This window comes from Acinetobacter seifertii, assembly GCF_000368065.1.
GTDB classification, from domain to species: Bacteria; Pseudomonadota; Gammaproteobacteria; order Pseudomonadales; family Moraxellaceae; genus Acinetobacter; species Acinetobacter seifertii.
Map to the genome: position 1 here is coordinate 1,686,325 of NZ_KB851200.1, position 23,839 is coordinate 1,710,163.

Here is a 23,839-nt window from a genome sequence, read left to right on the forward strand (position 1 = left end):
GTTATTCACCCAAAAAAGTCTGTCTAAATAGTTTTAAACCTTGATTTAAACTTAATTGGCGTTGGCATAAAGATTGTTCTAGCGTAGCTAAACCAGCATTTTGTTCCAAATAAGTATCAATCCATTGAGCTTCTATTAAAGAAACCCAATGTTTACTATCCATATTCTGAGTAAAAATATCGCTAAGAGCTAAAATATCCGCACCCTGAAAACCAAAGAATAATACTGGCTGCTCTCGATGTAACAATCCAATCAAGACTTCAGTATTATGTTGTCTTAAAAAACGACAAATGATACTGACCCAGAATGCGGCTATTTCATAACAATAAGCAGGATTGTTAATCGGCAAAATCAGCACTTTATTTAAGCGACTGGTTCCATTTTGTAAAATTGGCTGCAGTAATAATCCTAGCCCAATCATACTTTGAGCTAATTCATAAATATTCAGCTTCATTAACTGAGCAAATGAATGCATTGTATGGTTTTCATAAAAACCGACACATTCACGTTCAGATAAAACTTGAATTTGATTTGGTAAATGATTGAGCTTACCAAATAATAAGTCAGAATCTTTAATACCTCTTAAAGCACGATTATTTTGAAATAAATCGACTAAAACATGCTTATAACTATAAGGTGCATATAATAAATTTTCGTAAGGTAAATCAATCTCAAGTAAATGACTGAGTACCATTGGAAAAGCTCGACCTGAACTGTCTTCGCTCGCCAGTAAATTTGCAGCTAAAAACATATTCTCTTGTGGATTTGCAATGAAGAAGTCCAATGGAGGCAACGTACCATATGCCTCTTTGAACGTAGTCGATTGCATTGCATATTCCAGCGCTTCTGTAATCCACTGGTCAAGCACCTGTATTAAGGCATATTGACCCTTTGTTTTTAAGAAATCACCGCGTGCCGGACTTTTCCCATAATACAGAGGAGTTGTTTTTAATGTATGCATTAGACCTCCTCCTTTAATGTTGAGGTTATTTTCCCTGTCATGGCTTAACTCCCGCAGCTGGTTGAGTTGCAGCAGGTTGTGTTAATGCAGCAACTGGATTTGCAGGTTTCGCAGGAGCAGCTGCCTGAGCTGGTGCTTGCTGCGCCGATACAACACGGGCAGCTTTATCAGCAGTAACTTTGTCAACCAATTGCATACCAGAGTAACCGCGACTTGAACCAATACTGCCTGAGTTACTACTAATAAGACGGAAGTTCATTTTCACAAACAATGATGGATCCGTCTTACTGCGCCAAAGCATTTCGAACCCACCGTTCTGCTCTTTACGCTGTGCACTATCAATTAAGCGGTTAATACCATATTCACCTGGTTCATCAAAAATCGTATGCGTTTGACCTTGTAAATCTACAGCCGTAATACGCGCACCAGGAATACTGCCTTGATTTGGCCAAATAAAGTTAACCCATTGCTGTACACCATTTTCATAAGTCATACGCTGACCATCAATATCAACGGTATATGAAAGCAATTGCGGGTTTTGAATTGGGTAGAACTGGAAGTTAGACTGATTCGTTGCTGGAGCCGCTGGTGCTTGACTATTTAATTCCCCAGTTGCCATACCATTTGTAGGTGCAACATAGCGCTGGAAATTCATCACAAATTGCGGGTTTAAACTAATACCCAAATCTTTCCATGTTTTTGAAGTTAAGGTATAGCCGCGACGAATAACAAATGGGTCTAAGCTCTCTTTAACAAAACGGGAAATGCTACCGTTTTCACCAAGAATTTGACCAATTTCACTACTTGTTGCTTGTAAAGAAGCGGATGAGTTAAATGGATATTTCTTAGCAAGATTTGTAGTAAATGGCTGGTACGCTTGCATAACCCAAAGTTTATTAATTTCATCTTGTGTAGGCGTAATTAAACTTTCAAAGGCTTGTGTAAGAGGACTCACCACTAATTTTTGTAAAAGTTGCTGATCAATTTCACTGAAACCAACCGCCATTTTTTCATCTACAATTTTTTGAGTCTGATTAAATACCGATGTCTGCTCATTTAGGGTTTGCTTAACCAATGTCATTGCACTTGGTCCAACCTCACCCGCATTTTTAAGTTCATTAAACTTACTACGTACCAAAGCAAGATTCGTCATATATTCATCAAGTAAAGATTTACCTTGTTGATCATCACGCTTACGAACCAACTGATAGAACATTTGATATTCTTGAGAAATAGCACCTTGAGCATTAGCAACTGCTTGATTTGCTAATTGTTTATCATCACGGTTTAAGACTTTACGTTTAAACCATGCAACAAATCCTTTTTGAGGAGCAGCTAACTCCGCTTGAACAACTGGATTGTCCCAATTTGTTTCAATAGCTACACGTTCAATAAGAGTGCGAATTGGCGAATTTTGTGGCTCACCTAATACATCAATATTTTTGACTTGCTGAGCAAATTGATTTGCTTTTGCATAGTGAATACCACTTAAGAATTTTCTCCATTCCGCAATATATTCTTGCTTATAAAGTGCTGTCAGCTGCTTTCTAATTTGCTCTGGGCTACCCGAGAAAGTTAAGTCATCAGATTGACGACTATTAAGCACCCAGTCTTTACTATCTGTAGGCTTATCTGCTGCTTCCTCAATGGCTTTTTCTACATAGTCATTCCAAGCTTTTTGAGTAAATACACCTGGTAATGCATAGCTGCCCAATACAACATTTTTATTTGCCTCACCAACAATTTGACTTACTGTCAAAGCTGGGAAGCGAACAGCAGCACGCATTTTAATTTCGTTATAAACACGATCACGTGCTGGCATACCTCTAATCACAGAGAGTAATACTTGACGTGTCTGATCAACTAATTGAGAGTCAGCATCCAAAATCGGGAATTGTTTGTCATTTGCTAATGTCATTGCATACGACAAGATCTGTTCAGCTTCCTGAATCATATCTGCACGTGGCATTTGCCCTTTATTGGCATCAAGCCAAGAACGCCAGAAACGCGTTACCTGATCACTTAAATGACTTGCATCCATATACTGTGGATTACTCATCATTAAATATGCTTTTAATGCATTATAAGCATCTTGAGGATTGGTATCTGAAGGCTCTAGATATTGCTGAGTTTGAGCAGTTTGCTTAATCTCTACATTGGTATGATTAGCTTTTAAAGTCGCTTCGTTATTTTTTACACGTTGCAAATACTGAGCAATATTTTGCTGAGTAGGTGTTAAAACAATTTGTTTAACGCCTTTTAAGTATTCAGCTTTTAATTTTTCACGTAACTCATTGCCTTGATATAAACCAAAGCTAAATTTTAGAGGTCTATTTTCATCAAACTCATCTAATTGTTGTAGACGTCTTTGTAAAATAAGTAGGGCTTCCAATTGAGTTGATAATTGTTGGCTTGAACCCTTCTCTAATTGAACTACTTTATTTAAATCAGCTTGAACTTCAGAAATAAGCTGTTGGTTATTGCGATACGACCAAACCCATACACCCAGAATAATTGAAACACCCGCTAAAGCACCGATAAATGCAATGTAGCGTTGACGTTTTCTGCTTGTATTAACATGCTGTTTAACTAAATCTTTATCTTTTAAAATGACTTCGGAAAATAAGCCTTTTAAGAAATAACCATGGTTAGGTGTTGTTTTTAATTGATCTCTTACTTCATTTTGAGCAATTTGAGAAAGCTGAAATTCTTGTGCAATTTGCTCAGTCATTGGACTTTCTATTACACCTTCTTGTAAGGCACTTGTGAAATAGAAACCACGGAAAACTGGCTGGAACTGGTAAGGATTATCTTCAAACAGTGTTGCAATAAAGGTTTTTAACGCAGGCTTTAATGTTTTAAATTCTAATGGGAAAGTCATCACACTCGGTGAGATATTTTGAGAGTGTCGACGGCTAAGATGAGTCGAGCTCACCCCTTTTAAACCATCGTAAAGAATAGTGTAATGTTTCTCAAAAAGATCTACCGCATTATGAGAAGAGTTTTGCTCGTACGGTAATGTTGCACCCCATGCCTGATTATATTCTTGGACTTCATAGAATTCGAAAAATTCGGTAAAACCCGCAATCAAATCCATTTTTGAAAAGACTAAATAAACAGGCACTACAACTTCTAAACGCTCAGTTAAATCTTGAATACGAGCACGTAAATTTTTAGCGAGCTTCAATGAGTGTTCAGGGCTTTGGCTCACCAGTTCAGCAATACTTACAATAAGAATTAAGCCATTTACTGGAGCTTTAGAACGGTTTTTCTTTAATATATTTAAAAAACCTAACCACTCTGAATGATCTTCGCTATATACCGAATAACGACCAGCCGTATCTAATAAAATACCCTCTGTAGAAAAGAACCAGTCACAATTACGGGTACCACTTAAACCAGCCGAAACCATTTTTTGATGGGTTTCTTCAAAAGGGAACTTTAAACCAGAATTATAGATCGCAGAACTTTTACCAGCGGCTGGGTTACCAATAACCATATACCATGGCAATTCATATAATGCTGCATTACCCTTCTTATCGCCTAACTTTGACTTACGAATCAATTGAATAGATTCTTTCATTTGTTGGCTGATAAGTTGCAGTTCTTCTTTATCTTTATTTTTGCCGTACTCTGCTTGAGTATCTTTTTCAATTGCTTCAGCAAGCTCTTCACCTTGAACCGCATGCTTCTTGCGCTGAATTAGCCAATAAATTCCATAAACAATGAGCCCTAAAGCATATGCAGATGCTAAAGCCCAAAATATATGGCGAGGAATTGAAGTATAGGAAGACATCAATGCCACGAACAATGACAAGGCGATAATTGCTTTAGGATTCGTGATGTACTGCCACAAGTAGCCTAAAATTGTATGCATTCTATTCTCGTTCTAAGTTCAAAGTTTAAATTAGCTATTCAACACCATCGCATCATCTTCTGAATTTTCAGTGACACTCTGCACAAAGGTATGTGCTGACACCGTATTTTCTCCAGAGACAAAAGGAACGATATGTTCAGGAAAATGCATACTGAGCATAAAGCCATAAATATCAACTAAATGCTGGGTATGCCCCAATGAAGATTTCACATAAATAAAGTGATGTGGTTCAACAGAAGTTTGTGTAAATTGCTGCTGCAAATGCTTCGCTGCTTTTATATCTGTCTGATCTGAAAGAATAAGTACATATGGCTCTTCCCCTGCGTACTGAGGTAATTCATTTAAGTTCAAAGTATTAAGAACTTTTGCTGTTTTTTCTTGACCAATTACTACTTTTAAATTTTTAGCGGGTTCAAGTTCTTCAATTTTTAAAGAGGGATCTGCAATAAGGCAGCTTGCCGCGAACTCCGCTGGAATATAGTCCTTAACCATCCAAGACTTTTCATCAATCAGGTCTTGATCTATTTCTGAATCAACAGCAAGCACGAGAAAAACTTCATGCTCTTTCTTTTGAATACGTTTTAATAAATGAATAAATTCTTGATAAGCCACCCGCTCTCCCAAAAAGTGATATTCGATATGAACTTTTTGGGAAATAATGCCAACTTCAGTAAAGAATTCTAAAATCAAATCATTACTTTGCTCATCATTCCATATATGCAATAAATCCTCTGGAAGAAGAATGTGTAAATTCAGTCGATTTAAACGATGTACTTCAACTACAGGTGTTTCTGTATCTTCATATTCAGAATTTGGGTCAACCCATGCAGGATGCATGTGATATTCACGGATCTGATGAGATTCATAAAATAAAATTGAGCGCTTTAAATGTTCAGCCAAGCGATACAAATTCTCTATATTTTGTTCTAGTTGCTGTCTTATTAAAGACATAATACGAACTTGTCTTGGTGAAGCTGCGTATTGAAAATCCTCTTCACTCGACTCAGCTAAATCTTTAATTCGATAAGATAGAAGAGGCAATCCATAAGAATTTAACAACTGATCATCAAGTTCTGGGCTTTTGAAATCTTGTATTTCTTCAATAATCGTTTCATTCTCACCTAAAGCATGTATAGCGAAAGCAGAGTAAATATGAAAATCTAGCTGTTCTAAAGGCTGATCAGGTGTAGTCGTTTGTTTTTGGCTATCATCATCTTGACTTTGATTTTCAGCATTCTCTTTCTTTTCTTTATAGCTTTTATAAGCACTATAAGTCAGCCAAGGCGATAAAATCGCCAGTGTAATGATTGCCGGTAACAAAAGAAAATAAAGGAAAAAATCTCCTTTATCAGGGTTATATTGAACATCACGCCAGTAGAAAATAATCAATCCACTAACAATTGTAAAAATAGCGATGAATGAGAGTAATATTTTTTTAATCATATTTGCTCTCCAATAAGGCTATAACATGTTTCATGGCTATGTGTGCTAGGCTTGCGAGATATTAAAAAAGCACCTTGCCCTAAGCCACTTTCTTGGCTTTGAGTTAGGCGAACAGGTTGTATTTCCGACTCATCCAGTATCAATCTTAAATCGATTGATAGAGTCGGACTGCACCATGTTTCTACAATTTTTTTGAGCTTTAAACTAAGCTCTTGATGAGGTAAAAACTTTAAATATTGCTGACGCTTAAGCGGACCAATCTGAATCTCAATTTTTCCATCAATTTGTTGAATCGTTTCTCCACAAAACGTATTTATACCAAGTAAGCTAGGTTGGCTTCCGCCCAAAGTTGTTAACTGATCACTTGCCAACTTAAATGATTCTTGCATGAACTCTTTAATTGTAATTTCATGCTTAAATATACAACTCAACATAGTCTTCAAAGCATGAACAGTATTATTTTGCCCCTGCATTAAGCCTGAAAATTCGGCAAAATATTCATCTAAATCTTGTTGTTGATGTTGTGATCTAACATAACCAGTTAAAGCATGCAGAATATCTAAATAATCATTTTTATTTTCTATTTCATATCGCACAGGCAAGTGATAAGTGATACTTGACTCTACATACTGACTCGTTAACTTATGATTAAATAAACTCAAAAACTCTTTAGTTTCAGCACGTTGCTGCCGTGGAGCCTGCTTAATTTTATTTGTATATGTATAAGGTAACGCACCTTGTATACCAGTAAGACCAACGATCAAGTTTGTTAAATGAACACGCTCTTCTACTAATTCTAAACTTTCAATCTCAGTGGCCGGAAAGTTTAAGTTAAATGAGGTCTCAAACTTAAAATGATCAGTCCACGACGAAGAAGCATCATTAGCTGGGCTATGACGCAACAACCTTGTTGCTTGAATAAATTCAAAAGATTTAGGGCGTTGAAATAACTCAGCCGTTATAGAAGAGTCTTGCCACCAACGTTCTGACTGCATTGGTATAACTCCTGCTGAGATGAATAATCCTAAACCACCAAATCAACAAAACTATTAATTTGAACCTTTAAATTAAAAACACGACTTAATAGTTGACTAAAAATATATAAGCTATGCCCTCTAAACACTGATGAATCAATTTGTAATTCAGCTTTTACCCCTCTCACAAACATTGGAAATGGTTTGCCATCTACAAGTTTATGGGTAAGTGAAAATTCTAATTTTTTAACTGACTCAATAATTAAATAATTTTCTTTTGACTGCGGTAAGTTATATAAAGCCAACAGCTCTTTAACATGAGAAACAGCATCCCCTTTCATAAGCGCTAAGCTATTTAATGAAAGATGCGAAATCACACGCCATTGCTCACTTTGGCCTTGTTCAAACTTATAAGGCTTTGTTGGCCGTTTTAAAACAATGGCACGTCTAGCCAAGCTACTATCATTTAAATTTAATACGTTATTAGACTGTCCCAGTGCTTCATGAGGCAAGTCACGGTTTGAACATAATAATTTGGTGCTAATAAAATCTGAACGTGTTGAAAATGGATTTAGATTTTTAGAAATAATGGAATAGCCCATTTCAACAAAATTAGACTGTAACTTTTGATAATTCACTGAATAAAAAAAGCGAGCTGTATCATTGTGATAATGGCTCATCGCAAAAAATGGTAAAACAGGAACATAGCTTTCTTCCTGATTTGTTTTTTCACGCACCATATTCATCTCAAGTATTGAATATACTTGATAAAATTCAGGATGGTGAGCGTCTGTAACGAGTGAATATTCGAGTTGCTTATGAACTATTTTTTGAGGTTCCGCATATTTTTCAAACAGGTTGATTACTGGGGTAGTAAACAATTTAAAGTTTGCAATATTTAATTCAGAATAGTTTCTAACAACGGCTTGATCGTTTAAATTTAATTTAAAATGAATTAAAAGCTCAAATTCAGATACTTGCTGAGGTACAGTCTTTAAAAAATCTAAATTGAGTTTAAGATAGCTAAACTTTTCTGGGAAACAAAAATATTCCATCAACAAGCGATAAGCATGATGCGTATGTTGATCGAGAGGTAATAAACTTTCTTGTTCAGAAAAACCTATTAACTCGAATGGATTCTTACCCAACTCGACAATCGTTTGACCATGTTTAACCGCAAAACTGGTCCCTTTTTTGAAAATACTATCAAGTACTTGTAAAGGAAAATTGGAGATAGCATCCAAATAAATAGGAAGCTTCTCATGAATTAAGCATGCATGAGCACTATTGAAAATTTCAAATTTAAGGTTCAACGTCGCATTTTGGTTTAAATGCATATGTGCACTAGGTGTAGTTTTAAAATCTAAACCACTTAAATGAATAGGTAGTAATTTAACATCTTGAGTTGTATTAAACTCACACTGTACTCCCTTGAAACTACGAGATTTCAAAACGGTATGGTCAGGTACAAGATGAGGCTCTGTAAGCTGTTTAATTTTATTAATATCTTCAAAGCTAACAACTGAACAAGCAGGAAAATGACGCAAGTATTGAGGAAACATCACCTCAAATAAAGAACGAGTAAAAACATCATAACTGTCTGTAAGTTTTTTATCGATTCGAGCGGCAATCAGCGAAAAAGCCTGTATCAGACGTTCAATATGCGGGTCATCAATTTGCTCTTGATTTAAAGATAAGCGCTGAGCAATTTTTGGATATTTTTGGGCAAATTCTCGAGATTGCTGACCAAATTCTTGTAATTGTTTTTCATAAAACGGTAAAAGCTCTTCTATCACAACACACCCACTACGCTTAAGTTCTCGCTGAAATTACATACTGCTGCGTTGTTGGTTTTAACAATGCATCAAATACAACAGGTTCATATAGAGGGTGAATATTTAGATAAGCCTGAATACTTAAACATAAGGCGCCCATATTATGTCCACCTAACAACATCTCTACCCGTATTTGTCTTAGCCGAGGTTCATGAGCTGCTATTGATTGCTCAATGGATTGACAGATTTTATCCCGATCCAGAGGATTGGCTGTAGAAAGCCCAACAAAATCAATAATCCCGAACTGAAGTATCGATTTTTTTACAAGCGGATAGTCATCAACCACATGATCTAACTTTGCTACCCGACTATTGAGCAAGTCTTCTAAATCGTTTGCGACTGATTCTCTTAATTGCTGAATAGAAAGACCTTTTGCATAATCTTCACTTTCTGGAATTAAGCGATCAAATAAAGTTGAACGAAATCCGTATGGATAAAGCCGATCTAAGTTCATTCGAGTTCACAACAAAGCATATTTAGAGACAGCAGAGGCTAACTTTGGAGCCTGTAAATTATTTTGTGTCAGCCTCCACCAAATATTCACTTAAATAATTAAGCTGCGTAAGAAGCTGTATTATTAGAAAGTGACCATTTCTTAGTAACAGCACCTTTAGCAGTACCGTTAATATCTTGTTGGTTATAAGTCCATTCAACAGCAGCATATTTCAAGCCAAATGCTTCTGTAGGAACGCCTTCTTCGTTAACAGTTGGAGTCACACTAGAAACTAGAACGTGCTTCAATTTGATTTGTAAGTACTTGATACGTTTATCGCCATTTGCACGATAAAAGTCGATTTGTACTTCATCAAATGTATAACCAGCTGAACATGCTTCCCATAGTTTCGGGCTAGTAGCATCTAAGTCTTTCACGAAAACCATGTCAGAATGTTCAACACGTTCAGCAGTGTGGCCACCTACGCTACTTGAAGTAGCAGATTTAGGTTGACGAATGTTATGAGACCAAGAGTTAACTTCTAACCAACCTTTGTGCTCAGAATCACGAGATTCTCCATCAACTTTGTATTTACCGCGAAACTCAACGTATATATCTTTCATTTAGAACTTTCCTATTTTTAATTTAAAGTTATTCTTTAGCTGACCTTGATTAATTTGAGGACTGAGGTAACTCAGTGACAAGTCGTAAAGAAACCGACAACTCATCCAGCTGGAAATGTGGTCGCAAGAAAACCACAGATTTGTAGTGACCTGGTTGAGCAGGATCTTCTACAACTTTTACAGACGCTTCACGTAATGGGTATTGAGCTTTTGCTTCTTGAGAAGCACCGTCATCAAGTAATACATACTGTGACAACCACTCATTTAAAAATGCTTCAACATTGCCAGCAGAAGCAAAACTACCCACTTTATCTCGCATCATTGCTTTTAAGTAATGTGCAATACGTGAAACAGCCATGATGTACTGAATTTGACTTGATAAAGCCGAGTTTGCATTGGCAGTATCATTGTCATATTTTTTAGGTTTTTGAGTTGATTGCGCACCAAAGAAAGCTGCGTAATCTGTATTTTTACAATGTACTAACGGAATAAAGCCTAGATCACTTAGCTCTTTCTCACGGCGATCTGTGATTGCAATTTCAGTTGGACATTTAAATACGACTTCACCATCTTGTGTTTTAAATGTATGGACTGGTAAACCTTCGACCAAACCACCACCTTCAACACCACGAATAGCAGCACACCAACCATGCATATCAAATGCATTTGTTAAACGAGTACCAAAAGCATAAGCTGCGTTCATCCACAAATATTCATTGTGGTTTTCACCAGAAACATCTTCAATAAAGTTAAAGCCTTCTGTCGCAGTACCTTCTTTTGGATGATATGGGAGACGACCTAAAACATGCGGTAACGTCAATGCAACATAACGTGAATCTTCACTGTCACGGAATGAACGCCATTGTACATATTCAGCCGTTTCAAAGATTTTTGAAACATCTCTAGGACGATCAATATCTGTAAATGACTCAAGGCCTAAAATACTTGGGCTAGCCGCTGAAACAAATGGCGCATGCGCTGCTGCTGCAACATGAGAAATTTGTTCAAGCAAATACATATCAGATGGTGTACGGTCAAACTCAAAATCACCAATTAATGCTGAGTATGGTGCGCCACCAAAAGAGCCATACTCTTCTTCATAAATTTTCTTAAATAAAGTGCTTTGATCAAAGTCTGTAGCACCCTGAAAATCTTTTACCAACTCTTTCTTTGTCGTATTTAACATACGAATTTTAATGAGCGGATTTGAAGGAGTTTCTTGGCAAAAGTAATAAAGACCACGCCACGTTGACTCAATTTTTTGAAATTGTTCATTGTGCATAATCTGACTTAACTGACTTGAAATCAGTGCATCGATTTCTGCAATACGCTTATCAATTGATAAAGTCATATTTTCAGAAACAGTAATGGTTCCAGCCATTACTTCTTTAGCAAGTTCACCAATTAGACTTTTAGCACGCGTATGCTCTTCGTCATTTCGTGCAATACGACTTTGCTCAACAATTGAATCTAAAAGATTAACTTCTTCATTTTCAACAAGTGGCATCGCTGCTGATTGAGTATTATTCATGATCAGCCTCCGCACTTAATTTACGAATTTGATCAGTATTTTTAAGAACTTCATCAAGCAAATCTTCTAAACGTTCACTGTTAGAAATTTTGTTTCTTAAATCAGTTAAACGTTCACGCGCTTCAACGAGTTTCTTTAATGGATCAACTTGTTGAACAACATTTTCTGGACGAAAATCTTCCATTGACTTAAATGTTAAATCAACTGCCATTCGCCCACCCTCTTCAGTTAGCGTATTATCTACCTGAAAAGCAGCTCTTGGAGACAACGACTCCATTACTTCATCGATATTGTCTAAATCTACATTAATAAATTTTTTATCTTTTAACTTTGTACGTTCAAGCTCAGATGCTGCGGAAAAGTCACCCATCACACCAACAACAAACGGGAGTTCTTTCGCTTCTTTTGCATCACCAATTTCAACATCGTAAGTAAGCTGAACACGAGGAGGTCGAATTCGTTGAAGCTTCTTTTGTACGCTTTCTCTTTTAGCCATAAGGTTCTATCCCAGATTATTTAGTTAAAGGGTCAAAAGGCGAACTTTTTGATTTACTAACACTCGCAGCAGGCGCAGTTTTTGGTTTAACAGCAGGTGTTTTTACTGGCGTTACTGTATGTTTAGTTGTTGATCGAGAACTAGAAACTCGATTACGCACTACATTTTGTTTTCTATAACTTCTTTTTTCATTATCAGCCGAACTACCTTCCGAACTACTTTTAAAACTTGACGGATCAGGTGCTGGCATTGCCGTATGAATATTTTCAATTAACTGCTTTGCTGGAGGATATGTCACGTCATTTGTTAAATAACGCATTTCCTGTCCACGCATTTGTTGCAAAGAGTTATTTGCAACACTTACACCAGATAAAAACATTACATCTGTTAATAATGAACCACGAACGTTTTGGCTCTGCAATTGACTAGCTAAATTTAATGCTTTAACTGGTTGGTTGGTCTGATAAAACCGCATAGCTGCTTTAGCTAATAAATCATTCTTTTGAGTAGAATTATCTGTATCACACACTTGTTTAAAAAGACTTAACAACTCTGGATCAGTTTGACCCTCGATTATAGGATTTTTCTTAATACAACTTTTCTTTAGTTTTATAGGCTCTAATTCTGCAGCTTGTGCACAAGATAAACCAACATAGTTACCAATTAAAAAAAGTATCAAAACACTTTGCTTTAACACAACTTTCATTCCTCTATCTTCTTATTTAATCAAGGTTTTATTGAAAAATTAACATTTTATAAATATTAAAAAATCAAGTTTAAACCTTATATTCAAAAAATTTGATCGCAGTTTATCATATAAACAAACATATTTTATATAAAAATCATATCGACTTAAACTAAAAGCAAATAGTTAAGATGCTTATAAAATATAGCTTAATAAAGTTTTTCTAACAAAAAAATAATATTGTTTATTTTTGTAAATAAAAATAAATAATTGATATTTATCATTTTTTTACAATATAAAAATTATTTAAAATTTATTGAATTATTAGCTTCTTATTGTATATGAAACATTTTCTTAAAAATATTTAATCTTAAATGACATTAAAGTTAATTCTGTTTGGTTAGTAACAAATCAGATCGAGTCACAAAGCACCGCCCATTACATAAAACAATTAAAGTTGTCAAGACTAATCTGTCTACTTATTTTATAAAATAAAAAAACCATAACCCACTATCACATAAAAGAATTTTCTGATGCATTTTTTATTATTGATATCAAAATTGAGATAGAAAAATTTATTCTAACTAAAGATAAATTTTGCACTTTATATAGTCTAAAATTTTAATTTATAAAATTAATCTATATTTATGAAAACTTAATTTATTCTGGATTTTCCAATCCTGATCAACTTATTTTTAGTCAAAATATGCTTGGTAAATGATACTGAATCTTAAGGATAGTCGCGTTATGAGATTTATTTTTAAATAAGCATTAATATATGTTAAAAATCTCAAAATAAACTCTTGAATGCTTCTCACACTTTTAAGTCTATTCAACCTCCATTTCGTTCAGACTCTTTTACTGATTATCAAGTCAGCGTTGCGTTGCTTTATTTAAAGCATCTTTTTAGTCGAATGCCGCACAACTTTTTGGATACCACGTCAGTACAAGCACATTCTAGTGGTACAAGAAATAGCTTTTAAGTATTGCTTCATTTCGATGGAAAACATTTTATAAAAAAAGACAGAATTGTCTATTTATTTAAAATAACTTATCTTCTGCAGCTTACATATTTTAGTTTACTTAAACGAAAGATGAGCCACCAAAAAGTCTATCAAGGCACGTGTTTTGGCAGGCAAACTAGAGGCGTGAGGATAAAGTAACTGAATACTTTGTAACGGTAACGAAAAATCTGGAAATAACCGAATTAGGCGATTGTTTTGAATATCTTCATCAACTAACCATGCAGGACAAATTGCCACACCTAAAGATGAAAGAGCCATTTGATGAATAGCTGTTACCGAGTTTGATTCATACTGACTTCGAATAAAAGGTAATGAATATTGCTCCCCTAAACTGTTTTGCAAAATATATTGTGAATCTTGCCAATTTAATAAAGTGTGGCCAATCCAAGGAACATCCGCTAAATCAGATATATTTTCTATAGGATGGTCTTTTATAAACTGTGGAGTAGCCACAAGATAAATTGGATATTCTCCGATTTTTCGAGTTTTTAGAGATGAATTTTTTAAATTTCCTAGCCGAATAACCAGATCTAATTTTTCAGTCACTAAATCATCAAGCGATGAATTAAACGAATACTGTAAACGTAAATCTGGGTAAAGCCGACAAAACTCAGGAAGTAAAGGCAAAATGAAACGTTGGCCAAATTCATTAGTAGATGAAAACCGTAAAGTGCCTGTAATGCTTGTACCTAAGTGTTGGCTTCGTTCAAATGCCTCATCAATCTGAAGTTGGATTTGCTTAAAATCCTCATAAAAATGCTGACCAATTTCAGTTAATGCAATATTACGGGTGTTGCGAATTAATAGGCTTGTATTGAGCTGCTTTTCTAATTGTTTTATATCAATACTCACCATTGATCGGCTTAAGCCTAAAATTTCAGCCGCCTTGGTAAAAGAGCCGGAATCAACGACTTGTAAAAAACTGGTAATTTGCTTGAGGTTTTTTTGCACAATTAAGCCAATTGTTTAAAATTATCAAACAATGATTTTACTTCGCTTGCATCGACAATAAAAGAGCTGGATCTTACCCTGCCTGCACGGAGGTAGGTATGTCTTATCGATATAAAATAGCGACAGTGTTTTTACTTGGGTTCTTTATTGATTGCATCAACATTTTTATGTCTGCAATTGCATTACCTAATATTGCATCGTCATTTTCAGTTAGCCAATCCATGGTCGCTTGGGTAACAAATGCTTATATTCTCGGCCTCATTTTAATTATGCCCATGAGTTTATGGTTAGCCACCAAACTTGGGAACCAAAAGTTATTGTGTTATTCAATGCTGTTATTTTCGATAAGCATCTGCTTTATTGGCTTTAGCGAATCGATTTATAGCTTAATTTTTTGGCGATTTATTCAAGGCGTAGCTGGAGGCTTATTAATTCCAGTCGGGCAAGCACTCGTATATGCTTTATTCCCGAACCAAGAACGCCAACGCATTTCTACCATGATTATGGCAATTGCTTTGATTGCGCCAGCTTTTTCACCTGCCATTGGTGGCGTAATTATTGATTCATTTAGCTGGCGATGGGTATTCTTATCTAACCTTCCTTTTTCTTTACTGGCGGCAGCTCTGGCATGGTTATGGGTTAAAAAAACAGAGAATATGTCGAGTGAAAAACCAGACATAAAAGGCTTAGGTTTTTTTAATATGAGCCTGTTATGTTTGTTACTCTCCTTTTCATTCTATAGTGATTACCATAACGCCTCATTCGCTCTAACGAGTTTTCTACTTTCGATCGGAATGCTTATTTTTTATATTCGACATGCGAAGAAAATTTCCCGTCCTGTTCTTAATCTTGAGTTATTAAAAAATAAAAATTTACGTCATGCATTTATTGTCTATTATGCCGTTCCAGGTATTTTTACAGGCGTAAATTTACTCAATATTTTTAATTTACAACTTAACTTTGGCTTTAATGCAAAACAAACTGGTTTATTCATGTTGCTCTATGCAACTGGGGCACTTGCAGCCATGATTAGTGGTGGCCTGCTCTATCAACGGTTAGGAAAAAAGTCTCTTCTTATTATTGGAATAACCCTACATAGCCTTGGCATATTTCTTTTGTTTTGTATTTCAAACACTAGCCCTTTGAGCTTTTTAGTGATTGCTTATTTATTAATGGGTATGGGTGGCGGTCTAAGTGCCAATATTGCCCAAATTAGCTCACTGATTGATTTTTCAGGCCAAGATTTATTACAAGGAAGTGTGCTCTGGAATATTAATCGACAAGTTTCATTTAGTGTCGGTACTGTCGTTCTCATTTCGATATATAACTTGATGTCTGGCTCAAGCGATCTACTTCGCTATCAACATACTTTTTTAATTGCAGCTTTACTCTGTTTACTTTCACTCATTCCCGTTTTAAAGGAGAAAACCCATGTCTAAACAAATGGATCAAGCCATTCAAAGTGTCATTGACCTACATGTTTTAATAGAAAATTTATTTACAGGAAAAAATGCAGAGCAAAGTCTGAGTCCGCTTTTAAATAGCTTTGATCAAAATTTTAAGATGGTAACGGTTCAAGGTCACAGCATTCGCTTAGCCGAAGTTAAAAACTTATTCAGTCAAAATATCGGGAACAAACCTTCATTAAAAATTGACATTATTAAGAGTACAGCTTTATACGAATTTGAAAATTATTGTTGGGTGCAATATCAGGAACATCAGCATACTGATGAAACCGAAACATTACGCACTTCGACGGCCTGCATTAAAGTAGAAGGTGAAAAGTGTTATTGGGTTTATTTGCATGAAACTTTAATTCCCTCATCTTCTTAACTCATCTAAAGCACCTTAAAGATGGCACCTATTTTGCTTAACAATATTACGTTTTATGAAAATCGTAATACTGATCAAAATGGGGAACTCTCGATATGGGTTATGTTGCAAAGGAATTTACGCGAAAGAACAAGCTGATTCTCAGTATTTGTTCTTTCGTTATTCCAATATGTCTTTGGTGCGCAATCAGTTACTTACCTTTTGTTTGGCATCCTCAAGTACAAATCACGAGTTCGGGAAGTGTTTCTTACTTACAAGTAGGAAGTCGCATTGATAAAAATGTGTTCTATCTCGAAGCACAAAATGCAGTCAATCGAAATTCTGCACCACCACAAGGTATTTTGGTCAATCCGATTTATTTACCAGCTCCCCATGAAGTCGCTAAGGCTTTGGTCACCGCCTTTACCTCGCCACCAGAACAACCTGATTCGCCGTGGTTTCACCAAAGTTTATGGCACAGTATTAAACTGGTATTTTCAGCCTTTTTTATCTCTTCCCTGATTGGGATTCCACTGGGTATTTTGTGTGGTTTTTCTAAGCGAATATCCCTGTTAACAGAACCTTTTGTTGAGTTTTTTCGTTACTTACCAGCTCCCGCCTTTGGCGCACTTGCTGTAGCAATTTTAGGGATTAATGACGCACCTAAAATTGCCATTATTGTGATTGGTACGCTATTTCAACAAATTCTAATTATTGCCAATACCACCCGAATGGTAGATCGAAGCTTAATTGAAGCTGGCTATACGCTTGGCACCAATAAGCTCAAAAGTTTATTTCATGTGGTGATTCCTGCTGCCTTACCTGATATTTACCGTGACTTACGTGTGTTACTGGGCTGGGCTTGGACCTATTTAATTGTTTCAGAGTTGATTGGTACGACTTCAGGTATTACGTGGTTTATTACCCAACAGGCACGCTATCAAAACTTTGACAATGTCTATGCAGCTATTTTGATTATTGGGGTGATTGGTCTGGTCTGTGATTGGCTATTAATGAAGTTAGGTGAGCGGATGTTCACTTGGAAAGTAGGAGCAAAATAATGAACGATTCAACATTTAACGCGCATGAATACTTTCAAAAAATTTATGAACGTCCTGTGATTTTAGAAGCTAAACAACTGAGCCAAGTGTTTAAGCATGGTCAAAGCGAACGCACTGTTTTAAATAAGCTCGATTTAAAAATTCATAAAAGAGAATTTATTTGTGTGATTGGCCCCTCTGGCTGCGGCAAATCAACACTGAGCCGTGTTATTGCAGGTTTAGACCCGTACCATAGCGGAGAAGTTTTAGTAGACGGCGAATGCATTACAGGCCCATGTCCTGAACGCGGCATGGTGTTTCAGGGCTATACCCTTTTTCCATGGAAAACTGTAAAAGAAAACGTGATGTTTGGTCCGCAAATGCGCGGCGCTAGTCAAATGACAGCCGAAGCTCAAGCACGTGAATGGATTAATATTATTGGTTTAGAAAAATATGAAAATCAGTATCCACACCAACTTTCTGGTGGCATGAAACAGCGCGTTGCGATTGCTAGAGCTTTGGTTAATCAACCTAAAATTTTGCTCATGGACGAACCTTTTGGTGCACTCGATCCACACACCCGTCAAAAAATGCAAAAGCACTTGATGGATTTATGGCAAAACATTGATATCACGATTATTTTTGTGACCCATGATATGGACGAAGCCATTTTACTGGCAGACCGAATTGTGGCACTCAAAGCCAACCCAGGTGAAATTAAGGAAATTATTGAAGTTAATTTACCGCGTCCACGCTCACTCGACTTAATGAGTACACCTGAGTTCAAACAACTTCGGACACGGGTAGATTATTTAGTTCACGCCGAAGAAGATGAGCTTGACCCAGCTTTACAAGACTTACCAAAAATTCCACGTATGACTCAGGTCAGTACAGAAAAATAAGAAAGACATTAAAAAGCCCAAGTTGAACTTGGGCTTTTTATTTATTTGGCTCATTTAAGTTGTTCTATGAGTGTCGGATAAATCAGCCCATCTACATTTTGTTCGGTTTTATAAATCCCATTTTCGACATTAAATTTATTGACGTGATAGGTCGAGCCATAAATCGAGTCAAAACCTTGAGATTTAGCAAATACTTTTTTATTGGCATTGATATCTAATAAATGCGTACCGCTGACCATCAACTCATATTGTTTTGGGTCGACCCCTGAACGATTTGCCATGATTTTAACTGCATCGGCATGGGTTGCAGGGTTATTAATATATTTAACTGTTTTGTCCCACACCTGAATGATTTTTTTCCATTCTTCTTGATGAGCCGTTAAATGACTCATGTTGACGGTCAAGGTATCATAAATTAAACCCGGCTTATCTTTAGAGGTATAAATAATTTTTGAACCAGCCACTGCTTTTAATGCCTGACCTGCAACAGGCTGCCAAACAGCAATTGCGGAAATATCAGGGCTATTAAATACTTGAGGTAATTGGTTCGTTGCTGAATTTACCAGCTTCACCTCATTCGCTTTAATGTTATGGTCGGTTAAAGCTGTTGCTAATAAAAGATGGTCAACCAAGCCTTTTTCGACACCGATCGATTTTCCTTTTAAGTCTTGAATGGTATTAATGCCCTCTTTTGCAATAATGACATCATTGCCCGCGGAATAATCCGTTGCCATGATCATCATGCCTTGCGTACCACCCGAAGCTGTTACCAAGTTATCGCCATTGGTGACCAACACAGCGTCGAGCTGATTTGCCGAAAAAGCCGAAAGCGACGCGGAATAATCAAACCATTTAAACTCTACATTTAACCCTGCTTCTTTTAACCAGCCTTTTTCAATAGCCACTTGCCAAGCCACCCAGCCCGGCCAATCACTATAGCCGATGGTAATTGGTTTTGTATTTGCGGCTGCCTGAGCATCTTGTTTAGCCTCGGGCACTTTAGCCGTATTGTCACATCCACCCAATACAACTGCCGATAAAATAGATACGGATAACAACGCTTTTTTAATCATATAGAAACTTCCCCAACATTTTTACTAACAACACTTTGAGCGGTTTGATTGAGTGACTGTATATAGGCTCGCCAGCCTCCAAAATGGCTAATATCGGTTGCATCTTGAATGGCATACGCTTCACAAATAAAGCCTTTGACCCATATGCCATCTTTTAATTTGAGGTTCCCAATGCCAAGTGGTGCGGGCACTTCAGCTACAATGGCTCCAAAATTTGCTAAAGGAACATCCCACACTTCGACTTCAATTGATGTCCCTGCTGCATCACATTGCAGCCCCGGCTTTGGTGGCGTAGTATTTTTTAAGGCAAAGAGTTTATAAGTGTCTGCAGTCTGAGTTTTCTTAAGCAAAGTAGCATTGCGGCTAGTGAGCTGAAAATTAAGTGGCATGCCTGTTAAGTGTGCTCCCACTACAGCAAGCTGCACTGAATGATTCGAGTGGATGTTTATACTTTTTTGATAGTGTTGAGTTGATTTACCCAAGCTCAGAGATGTTTCGATTTGCCAAAGCTGCGCAAAATTAGCGAGTGCCTGATCGTGCCAAGCTGGTGCAATAAAGGTTACCCCGTTTGGTAGGCCGTCTTCACGGAGTACATTGGGTAAGGCTAAAGCCGAAAGATCAGTAAAATTTACAAAGTTGGTATAGGCCCCCATGTGCGCATTTTTAGTCAACGGGTCGGCTTCAACTTCGGCAATGGTGTAAATGGTTGGCGCCGTCGGAACCATCAAGGCATCAAAAGGTTGTAAAGCCAAATTAATTTTTCGAGCCAGAACGGCGCGGTTATATTCTGCTTGAAGTGCATCTGTTGCCTTGAATTTATCTGCCTGTGCAATAATTTGAGCAATGACTGGATGAGCCTTTTCACGTGTTGTCATGCGTTCAACGGCGACTGTTCTTTCCGCTACCCAAGCATCGTTATACAGTGCAGCAGCAAGCTCATTAAACGCACTGAAATCAATACTATCAACGTCATAGCCTAGTTTTTTTAAGCGCTCGACTGCAACTAAAAAGGCTTTTTCAGATTCCAGATCTCCATAAAACTCAAGCTGAGCTGGAATGGCAATTTTTCTTTTAGAAAATTGAGTCGGTACATTGGCTGGATGTACTCGTGAATATTCATCTGTTTCATCGTAACCCTGCATTAAACTGGCAACTGTCCAAGCATCATCAATATGCGGCGCAAAAATAGAAATGACATCAATAGTTCGACAGGCAGGAATTAAACCTGTGGTAGAAAACCAGCCCTTTGTCGGCTTAAGGCCCACAATATTGTTATGACCCGCAGGAACACGCCCTGACCCTGCCGTGTCTGTCCCTAAACTAAAAGGTACAATACCGTTGGCAACCACCACCGAAGAACCTGAGCTTGAACCACCACTAATATATTCAGGGTTAAAACTATTTTTTACTGCACCGTATGGAGAGCGAACGCCAACCAACCCAGTCGCAAACTGATCGAGGTTGGTTTTACCGACGACAATCGCCCCAGCTTTTTTCAGCTTGGCAACTACAGCAGCATCTTGTGTGGCTAAATATTGAACTTCTTTACAAGCAGCAGTGGTATGAAAGCCAGCGACATCAATATTGTCTTTGACTGCAAACGGCACACCGTATAGAGGTAAGTCAGCAATATTCTGATCTTTTAAAACATCAATTTGAGCCTGAATCTGCTCGTTCGATGCAATTTCAATCCATGCATGATCATCATTTTTAATTTCTGCAACGTAACTAATCAGATCTTCAAGATGGATTTGCCCATTTTGATATGCTGTTTTCCAGTCTTGAATAGTCCATAAATTTTTCAACACGCTACTCCTCATTTAATCATTTTGCTGTATCGGCGGCATCACGGCATCCATCAGTTCTAAATGCCCTTTAATCACCCCTTTCAGCACAATAAATTGCTGGCTAATTTGTCTAAGCTCAGAACTCGCGCCCTGCATTAACATGACTTGCAATATCTTTTGTTGGTCAAGTTGAATATGAAGTGAACTAATCACCTGCGCTAAAAACTGTTGTTGTAAATCGACCAATTGATTACGCAAGGTCATTTGGCTCGCGTCATAAAGTAGCGTTAATGTGCCCACCATGACTTCATTAGCCTGCGCCTGCTCTGCAATCAGGTGTTTATTAATCATGTCGACAATCGCTTGCGAGCGGCTTTCATAGTTCTGCTCGACAATTTTTTGATCGAGAGCATTGAGGGTCGTTTCAGGTACGGTAATACTGATTCGAGCCAACTTTTGTTTTGCCACAGTCTTATCCTTTTGTTTTAGGCAGCTGATTGTTTTGCTTGATATATACGCCTGCACGTACACTAAGCAATTCGACTAAAAAGGCTTTTAAAGTTGGCTTTGGTTGAACCACAGGTTTTACATCGTTCATATCGCACCTCTAGCTTGGTATTACCAAATTCAGTTTTTGTATTACTAATAAGAGATGCAGAAAATGTGCCAGTTTTAAAGCGTGGTTTTGATAGGCTTGGTAGGAATTTATGAGTGTTTTTTGGGCAAAAAAAAGCCCCATGCACAGGGATGGGGCTATCTCTTTTAATCCTTAGTTATGTTTCAATAAATCATTCTGATTAAAAAGGAATCCATCTTTAGGTGCCTCTATCTTTATATTATTTATTAGAGTTTTAAAATCATTAATTGCTTTATTTGTATCGTTACCTTCTCCCTCATATGTCACTAAGACAACTCCAGCATTAGTACCTGATGAAGCACTGATAAGAAAACGTTTATTAAAGTTGGTTGTAAAAACATTAGCTTGATAATTCATACCACTACTCAATGGAATATTAATATCCTCATTAACCAATCTTACCCCTTTCATTTTTACTAGTCCTTGTTTCGGAATTTGTAAAGAAGCAACCAGATATTGCATACCTTCTTCTATACCTTTGGGATAATATATTGAAATTATAATTGCCTGTTTACTCTCCTGTTTTATTGCAATAAGTTCTCCATTTTGACCTTTGCTAATATCCCAGTGATCTTTTAAATTAACTACAATATTTTTATATTTTACTTCTTGAGCGTAAGCCGGAGTAAGTAAATGAAAAAAAATAAGTGATAGTAATAATATTCTCTTCATAATAATTTCCTTTTTTTATTCATGAAGAATAATATTAAATATCACTAAAATAGTCTAATCTATTCAATAATTTAATATTTTTATTCTTATGCCTGATTAATCATCGTATGTGCCCATAGCGATAAAGACTCTAGAACAGGTTTAAAAGACTGGCCTAATTCCGTCATTTCATAGACCACTTTAATCGGTGCTTTTTCACCATAAACGGTTCGAGATATTAAGCCACTTTGCTCTAATTGCTTAAGTTGAAGGCTTAAGGTCATTTCTGTAATAGTGGGCATTAATTGATTGATTTCATTAAAACGTTTTGGCCCATCTTTTAAGTAATACAAAATAACGCCTTTCCATTTTCCACCCACCAAATCCATAGCCATACTGATATGACATGGATACGTTATTCCATTCATGCTGATTTCACATTTATTTTCAGTATTTGCCATTTTTAACGCCACCTATCAACTTTGATAGTTATTGTACACCCAAACTATAAAAATTATAGTGACTATGATTTTTATAGCTACAAGGCATTATTATGGCTTTACTTATTTTGGCCCATCCCTACTACACTCAATCAATTGCAAATAAAACGATAGTGAATGAACTTATAAAAACCTATCCGGACCTTGAAGTCCGAGATATTTTTCAGCTTTATCCAGACTATAAAATTGACGTCAGCGCTGAACAAGAAGCGTTGTTACGCCACGACACGATCATTCTGCAATATCCAATGTTCTGGTTTAATATGCCGGCAATTTTGAAGTTATGGTTTGATGAAGTTTTTACTTATCAGTTTGCTTATGGCTCTCAAGGCGACAAATTAAAAGATAAAAAAGTCATTATTAGTATGACAGTCGGGCAAAAAGAAGCAGATATGGTAAATGAACGAGAAAACTTAATTGATAGCTTTTTAAAAGCGGTTCAATATTCAATTCAATATACGCAAATGCAGTTAAGCAGCACATTCTTGCTTTACGAAGTTTCTCCGTTATCAGGTCATTCAGAGTCTGAAATTAAGTTAAAAGCGGTTGAACATGGTCTTGAAGTATTAAAGCATTTGACCGAAGCATAAGAAAAAGAGAGCA

The 23,839-nt window shown here is 36.6% G+C and carries 21 protein-coding genes and 1 pseudogene; 5 read left to right on the top strand and 17 right to left on the bottom strand.

Translation table 11 applies throughout. From position 1 onward, the window contains the following. Position 1 precedes the first annotated feature (1 nt). From tagF to F985_RS15465, 11 genes and pseudogenes are all read right to left on the bottom strand, one after another. Positions 2–961, bottom strand: a complete 960-nt coding sequence (gene tagF / locus F985_RS15415; protein ID WP_004702458.1) for a type VI secretion system-associated protein TagF — start codon at positions 959–961, stop codon at positions 2–4. A gap of 37 nt (positions 962–998) precedes the next feature. Then, positions 999–4,838, bottom strand: coding sequence for a type VI secretion system membrane subunit TssM (gene tssM / locus F985_RS15420; protein WP_004702460.1), 3,840 nt, complete (start codon positions 4,836–4,838; stop codon positions 999–1,001). 30 nt (positions 4,839–4,868) lie between these two features. Beyond that, entirely contained in the window at positions 4,869–6,281 is a 1,413-nt protein-coding gene (locus F985_RS15425; RefSeq protein WP_004702462.1) for a hypothetical protein, read from the bottom strand. Next, positions 6,278–7,276, bottom strand: coding sequence for a type VI secretion system baseplate subunit TssG (tssG, locus tag F985_RS15430; RefSeq protein WP_004702464.1), 999 nt, complete (start codon positions 7,274–7,276; stop codon positions 6,278–6,280). Before tssG ends, F985_RS15425 begins: the two co-directional genes overlap by 4 nt. Beyond that, positions 7,240–9,051: pseudogene (gene tssF, locus F985_RS15435) on the bottom strand (type VI secretion system baseplate subunit TssF). The gene tssG and the pseudogene tssF overlap by 37 nt, the downstream one beginning before the upstream one ends. A gap of 16 nt (positions 9,052–9,067) precedes the next feature. Further along, positions 9,068–9,544: a type VI secretion system baseplate subunit TssE gene (gene tssE, locus F985_RS15440; RefSeq protein WP_004702467.1), complete on the bottom strand. Its 477-nt coding sequence runs from the start codon at positions 9,542–9,544 to the stop codon at positions 9,068–9,070. Positions 9,545–9,642: 98 nt separating this feature from the next. Next, the gene (locus F985_RS15445) at positions 9,643–10,146 is read right to left on the bottom strand and encodes an Hcp family type VI secretion system effector (protein ID WP_000653195.1); all 504 of its coding nucleotides are present in this window, start codon (positions 10,144–10,146) and stop codon (positions 9,643–9,645) included. 49 nt (positions 10,147–10,195) lie between these two features. Continuing rightward, positions 10,196–11,677 carry a type VI secretion system contractile sheath large subunit gene (gene tssC, locus F985_RS15450; RefSeq protein WP_004702469.1) on the bottom strand — a complete coding sequence of 494 codons (1,482 nt, stop codon included), beginning with the start codon at positions 11,675–11,677 and terminating at the stop codon, positions 10,196–10,198. After that, positions 11,670–12,173, bottom strand: coding sequence for a type VI secretion system contractile sheath small subunit (gene tssB, locus F985_RS15455; RefSeq protein WP_004702470.1), 504 nt, complete (start codon positions 12,171–12,173; stop codon positions 11,670–11,672). The genes tssC and tssB overlap by 8 nt, the downstream gene beginning before the upstream one ends. Before the next feature lie 16 nt (positions 12,174–12,189). Continuing rightward, positions 12,190–12,879, bottom strand: coding sequence for a hypothetical protein (locus F985_RS15460; protein ID WP_025469163.1), 690 nt, complete (start codon positions 12,877–12,879; stop codon positions 12,190–12,192). Between the two features lie 1,058 nt (positions 12,880–13,937). Further along, positions 13,938–14,834, bottom strand: coding sequence for a LysR family transcriptional regulator (locus F985_RS15465; protein ID WP_004702473.1), 897 nt, complete (start codon positions 14,832–14,834; stop codon positions 13,938–13,940). A 98-nt stretch (positions 14,835–14,932) separates the two neighbouring features. Here F985_RS15465 and F985_RS15470 point away from each other — a divergent pair, with 98 nt between their 5' ends. The 4 genes from F985_RS15470 (at position 14,933) to F985_RS15485 (ending at position 18,588) form a co-directional block, all read left to right on the top strand. Then, entirely contained in the window at positions 14,933–16,273 is a 1,341-nt protein-coding gene (locus tag F985_RS15470; protein WP_004702477.1) for an MFS transporter, read from the top strand. After that, entirely contained in the window at positions 16,266–16,667 is a 402-nt protein-coding gene (locus tag F985_RS15475; protein ID WP_004702479.1) for a hypothetical protein, read from the top strand. Before F985_RS15470 ends, F985_RS15475 begins: the two co-directional genes overlap by 8 nt. Positions 16,668–16,762: 95 nt before the next feature. After that, positions 16,763–17,707: an ABC transporter permease gene (locus tag F985_RS15480; protein WP_004702482.1), complete on the top strand. Its 945-nt coding sequence runs from the start codon at positions 16,763–16,765 to the stop codon at positions 17,705–17,707. Continuing rightward, positions 17,707–18,588: an ABC transporter ATP-binding protein gene (locus F985_RS15485; RefSeq protein ID WP_004702483.1), complete on the top strand. Its 882-nt coding sequence runs from the start codon at positions 17,707–17,709 to the stop codon at positions 18,586–18,588. Before F985_RS15480 ends, F985_RS15485 begins: the two co-directional genes overlap by 1 nt. Before the next feature lie 50 nt (positions 18,589–18,638). Here F985_RS15485 and F985_RS15490 read toward each other — a convergent pair whose 3' ends face one another. The 6 genes from F985_RS15490 to F985_RS15515 form a co-directional block, all read right to left on the bottom strand. Continuing rightward, a complete protein-coding gene (locus F985_RS15490; protein ID WP_004702491.1) occupies positions 18,639–19,661 on the bottom strand; it encodes an ABC transporter substrate-binding protein in 1,023 nt (340 codons plus the stop codon). Next, positions 19,658–21,469, bottom strand: coding sequence for an allophanate hydrolase (gene atzF / locus F985_RS15495; RefSeq protein ID WP_004702493.1), 1,812 nt, complete (start codon positions 21,467–21,469; stop codon positions 19,658–19,660). Before atzF ends, F985_RS15490 begins: the two co-directional genes overlap by 4 nt. A gap of 12 nt (positions 21,470–21,481) precedes the next feature. After that, on the bottom strand, positions 21,482–21,916 hold the full coding sequence (locus F985_RS15500) for a CopG family ribbon-helix-helix protein (RefSeq protein ID WP_001118705.1): 435 nt from the start codon (positions 21,914–21,916) through the stop codon (positions 21,482–21,484). 4 nt (positions 21,917–21,920) lie between these two features. Next, positions 21,921–22,046: a hypothetical protein gene (locus F985_RS15505; RefSeq protein ID WP_004702496.1), complete on the bottom strand. Its 126-nt coding sequence runs from the start codon at positions 22,044–22,046 to the stop codon at positions 21,921–21,923. A gap of 171 nt (positions 22,047–22,217) precedes the next feature. Beyond that, entirely contained in the window at positions 22,218–22,757 is a 540-nt protein-coding gene (locus F985_RS15510; RefSeq protein ID WP_004702497.1) for a hypothetical protein, read from the bottom strand. 86 nt (positions 22,758–22,843) lie between these two features. Beyond that, positions 22,844–23,197: a winged helix-turn-helix transcriptional regulator gene (locus tag F985_RS15515; protein ID WP_004702500.1), complete on the bottom strand. Its 354-nt coding sequence runs from the start codon at positions 23,195–23,197 to the stop codon at positions 22,844–22,846. A 92-nt stretch (positions 23,198–23,289) separates the two neighbouring features. On the opposite strand from F985_RS15515, the gene F985_RS15520 reads away from it, so the two are divergent. Further along, positions 23,290–23,826, top strand: coding sequence for an NAD(P)H-dependent oxidoreductase (locus F985_RS15520; protein ID WP_004702501.1), 537 nt, complete (start codon positions 23,290–23,292; stop codon positions 23,824–23,826). Positions 23,827–23,839 lie beyond the last annotated feature (13 nt).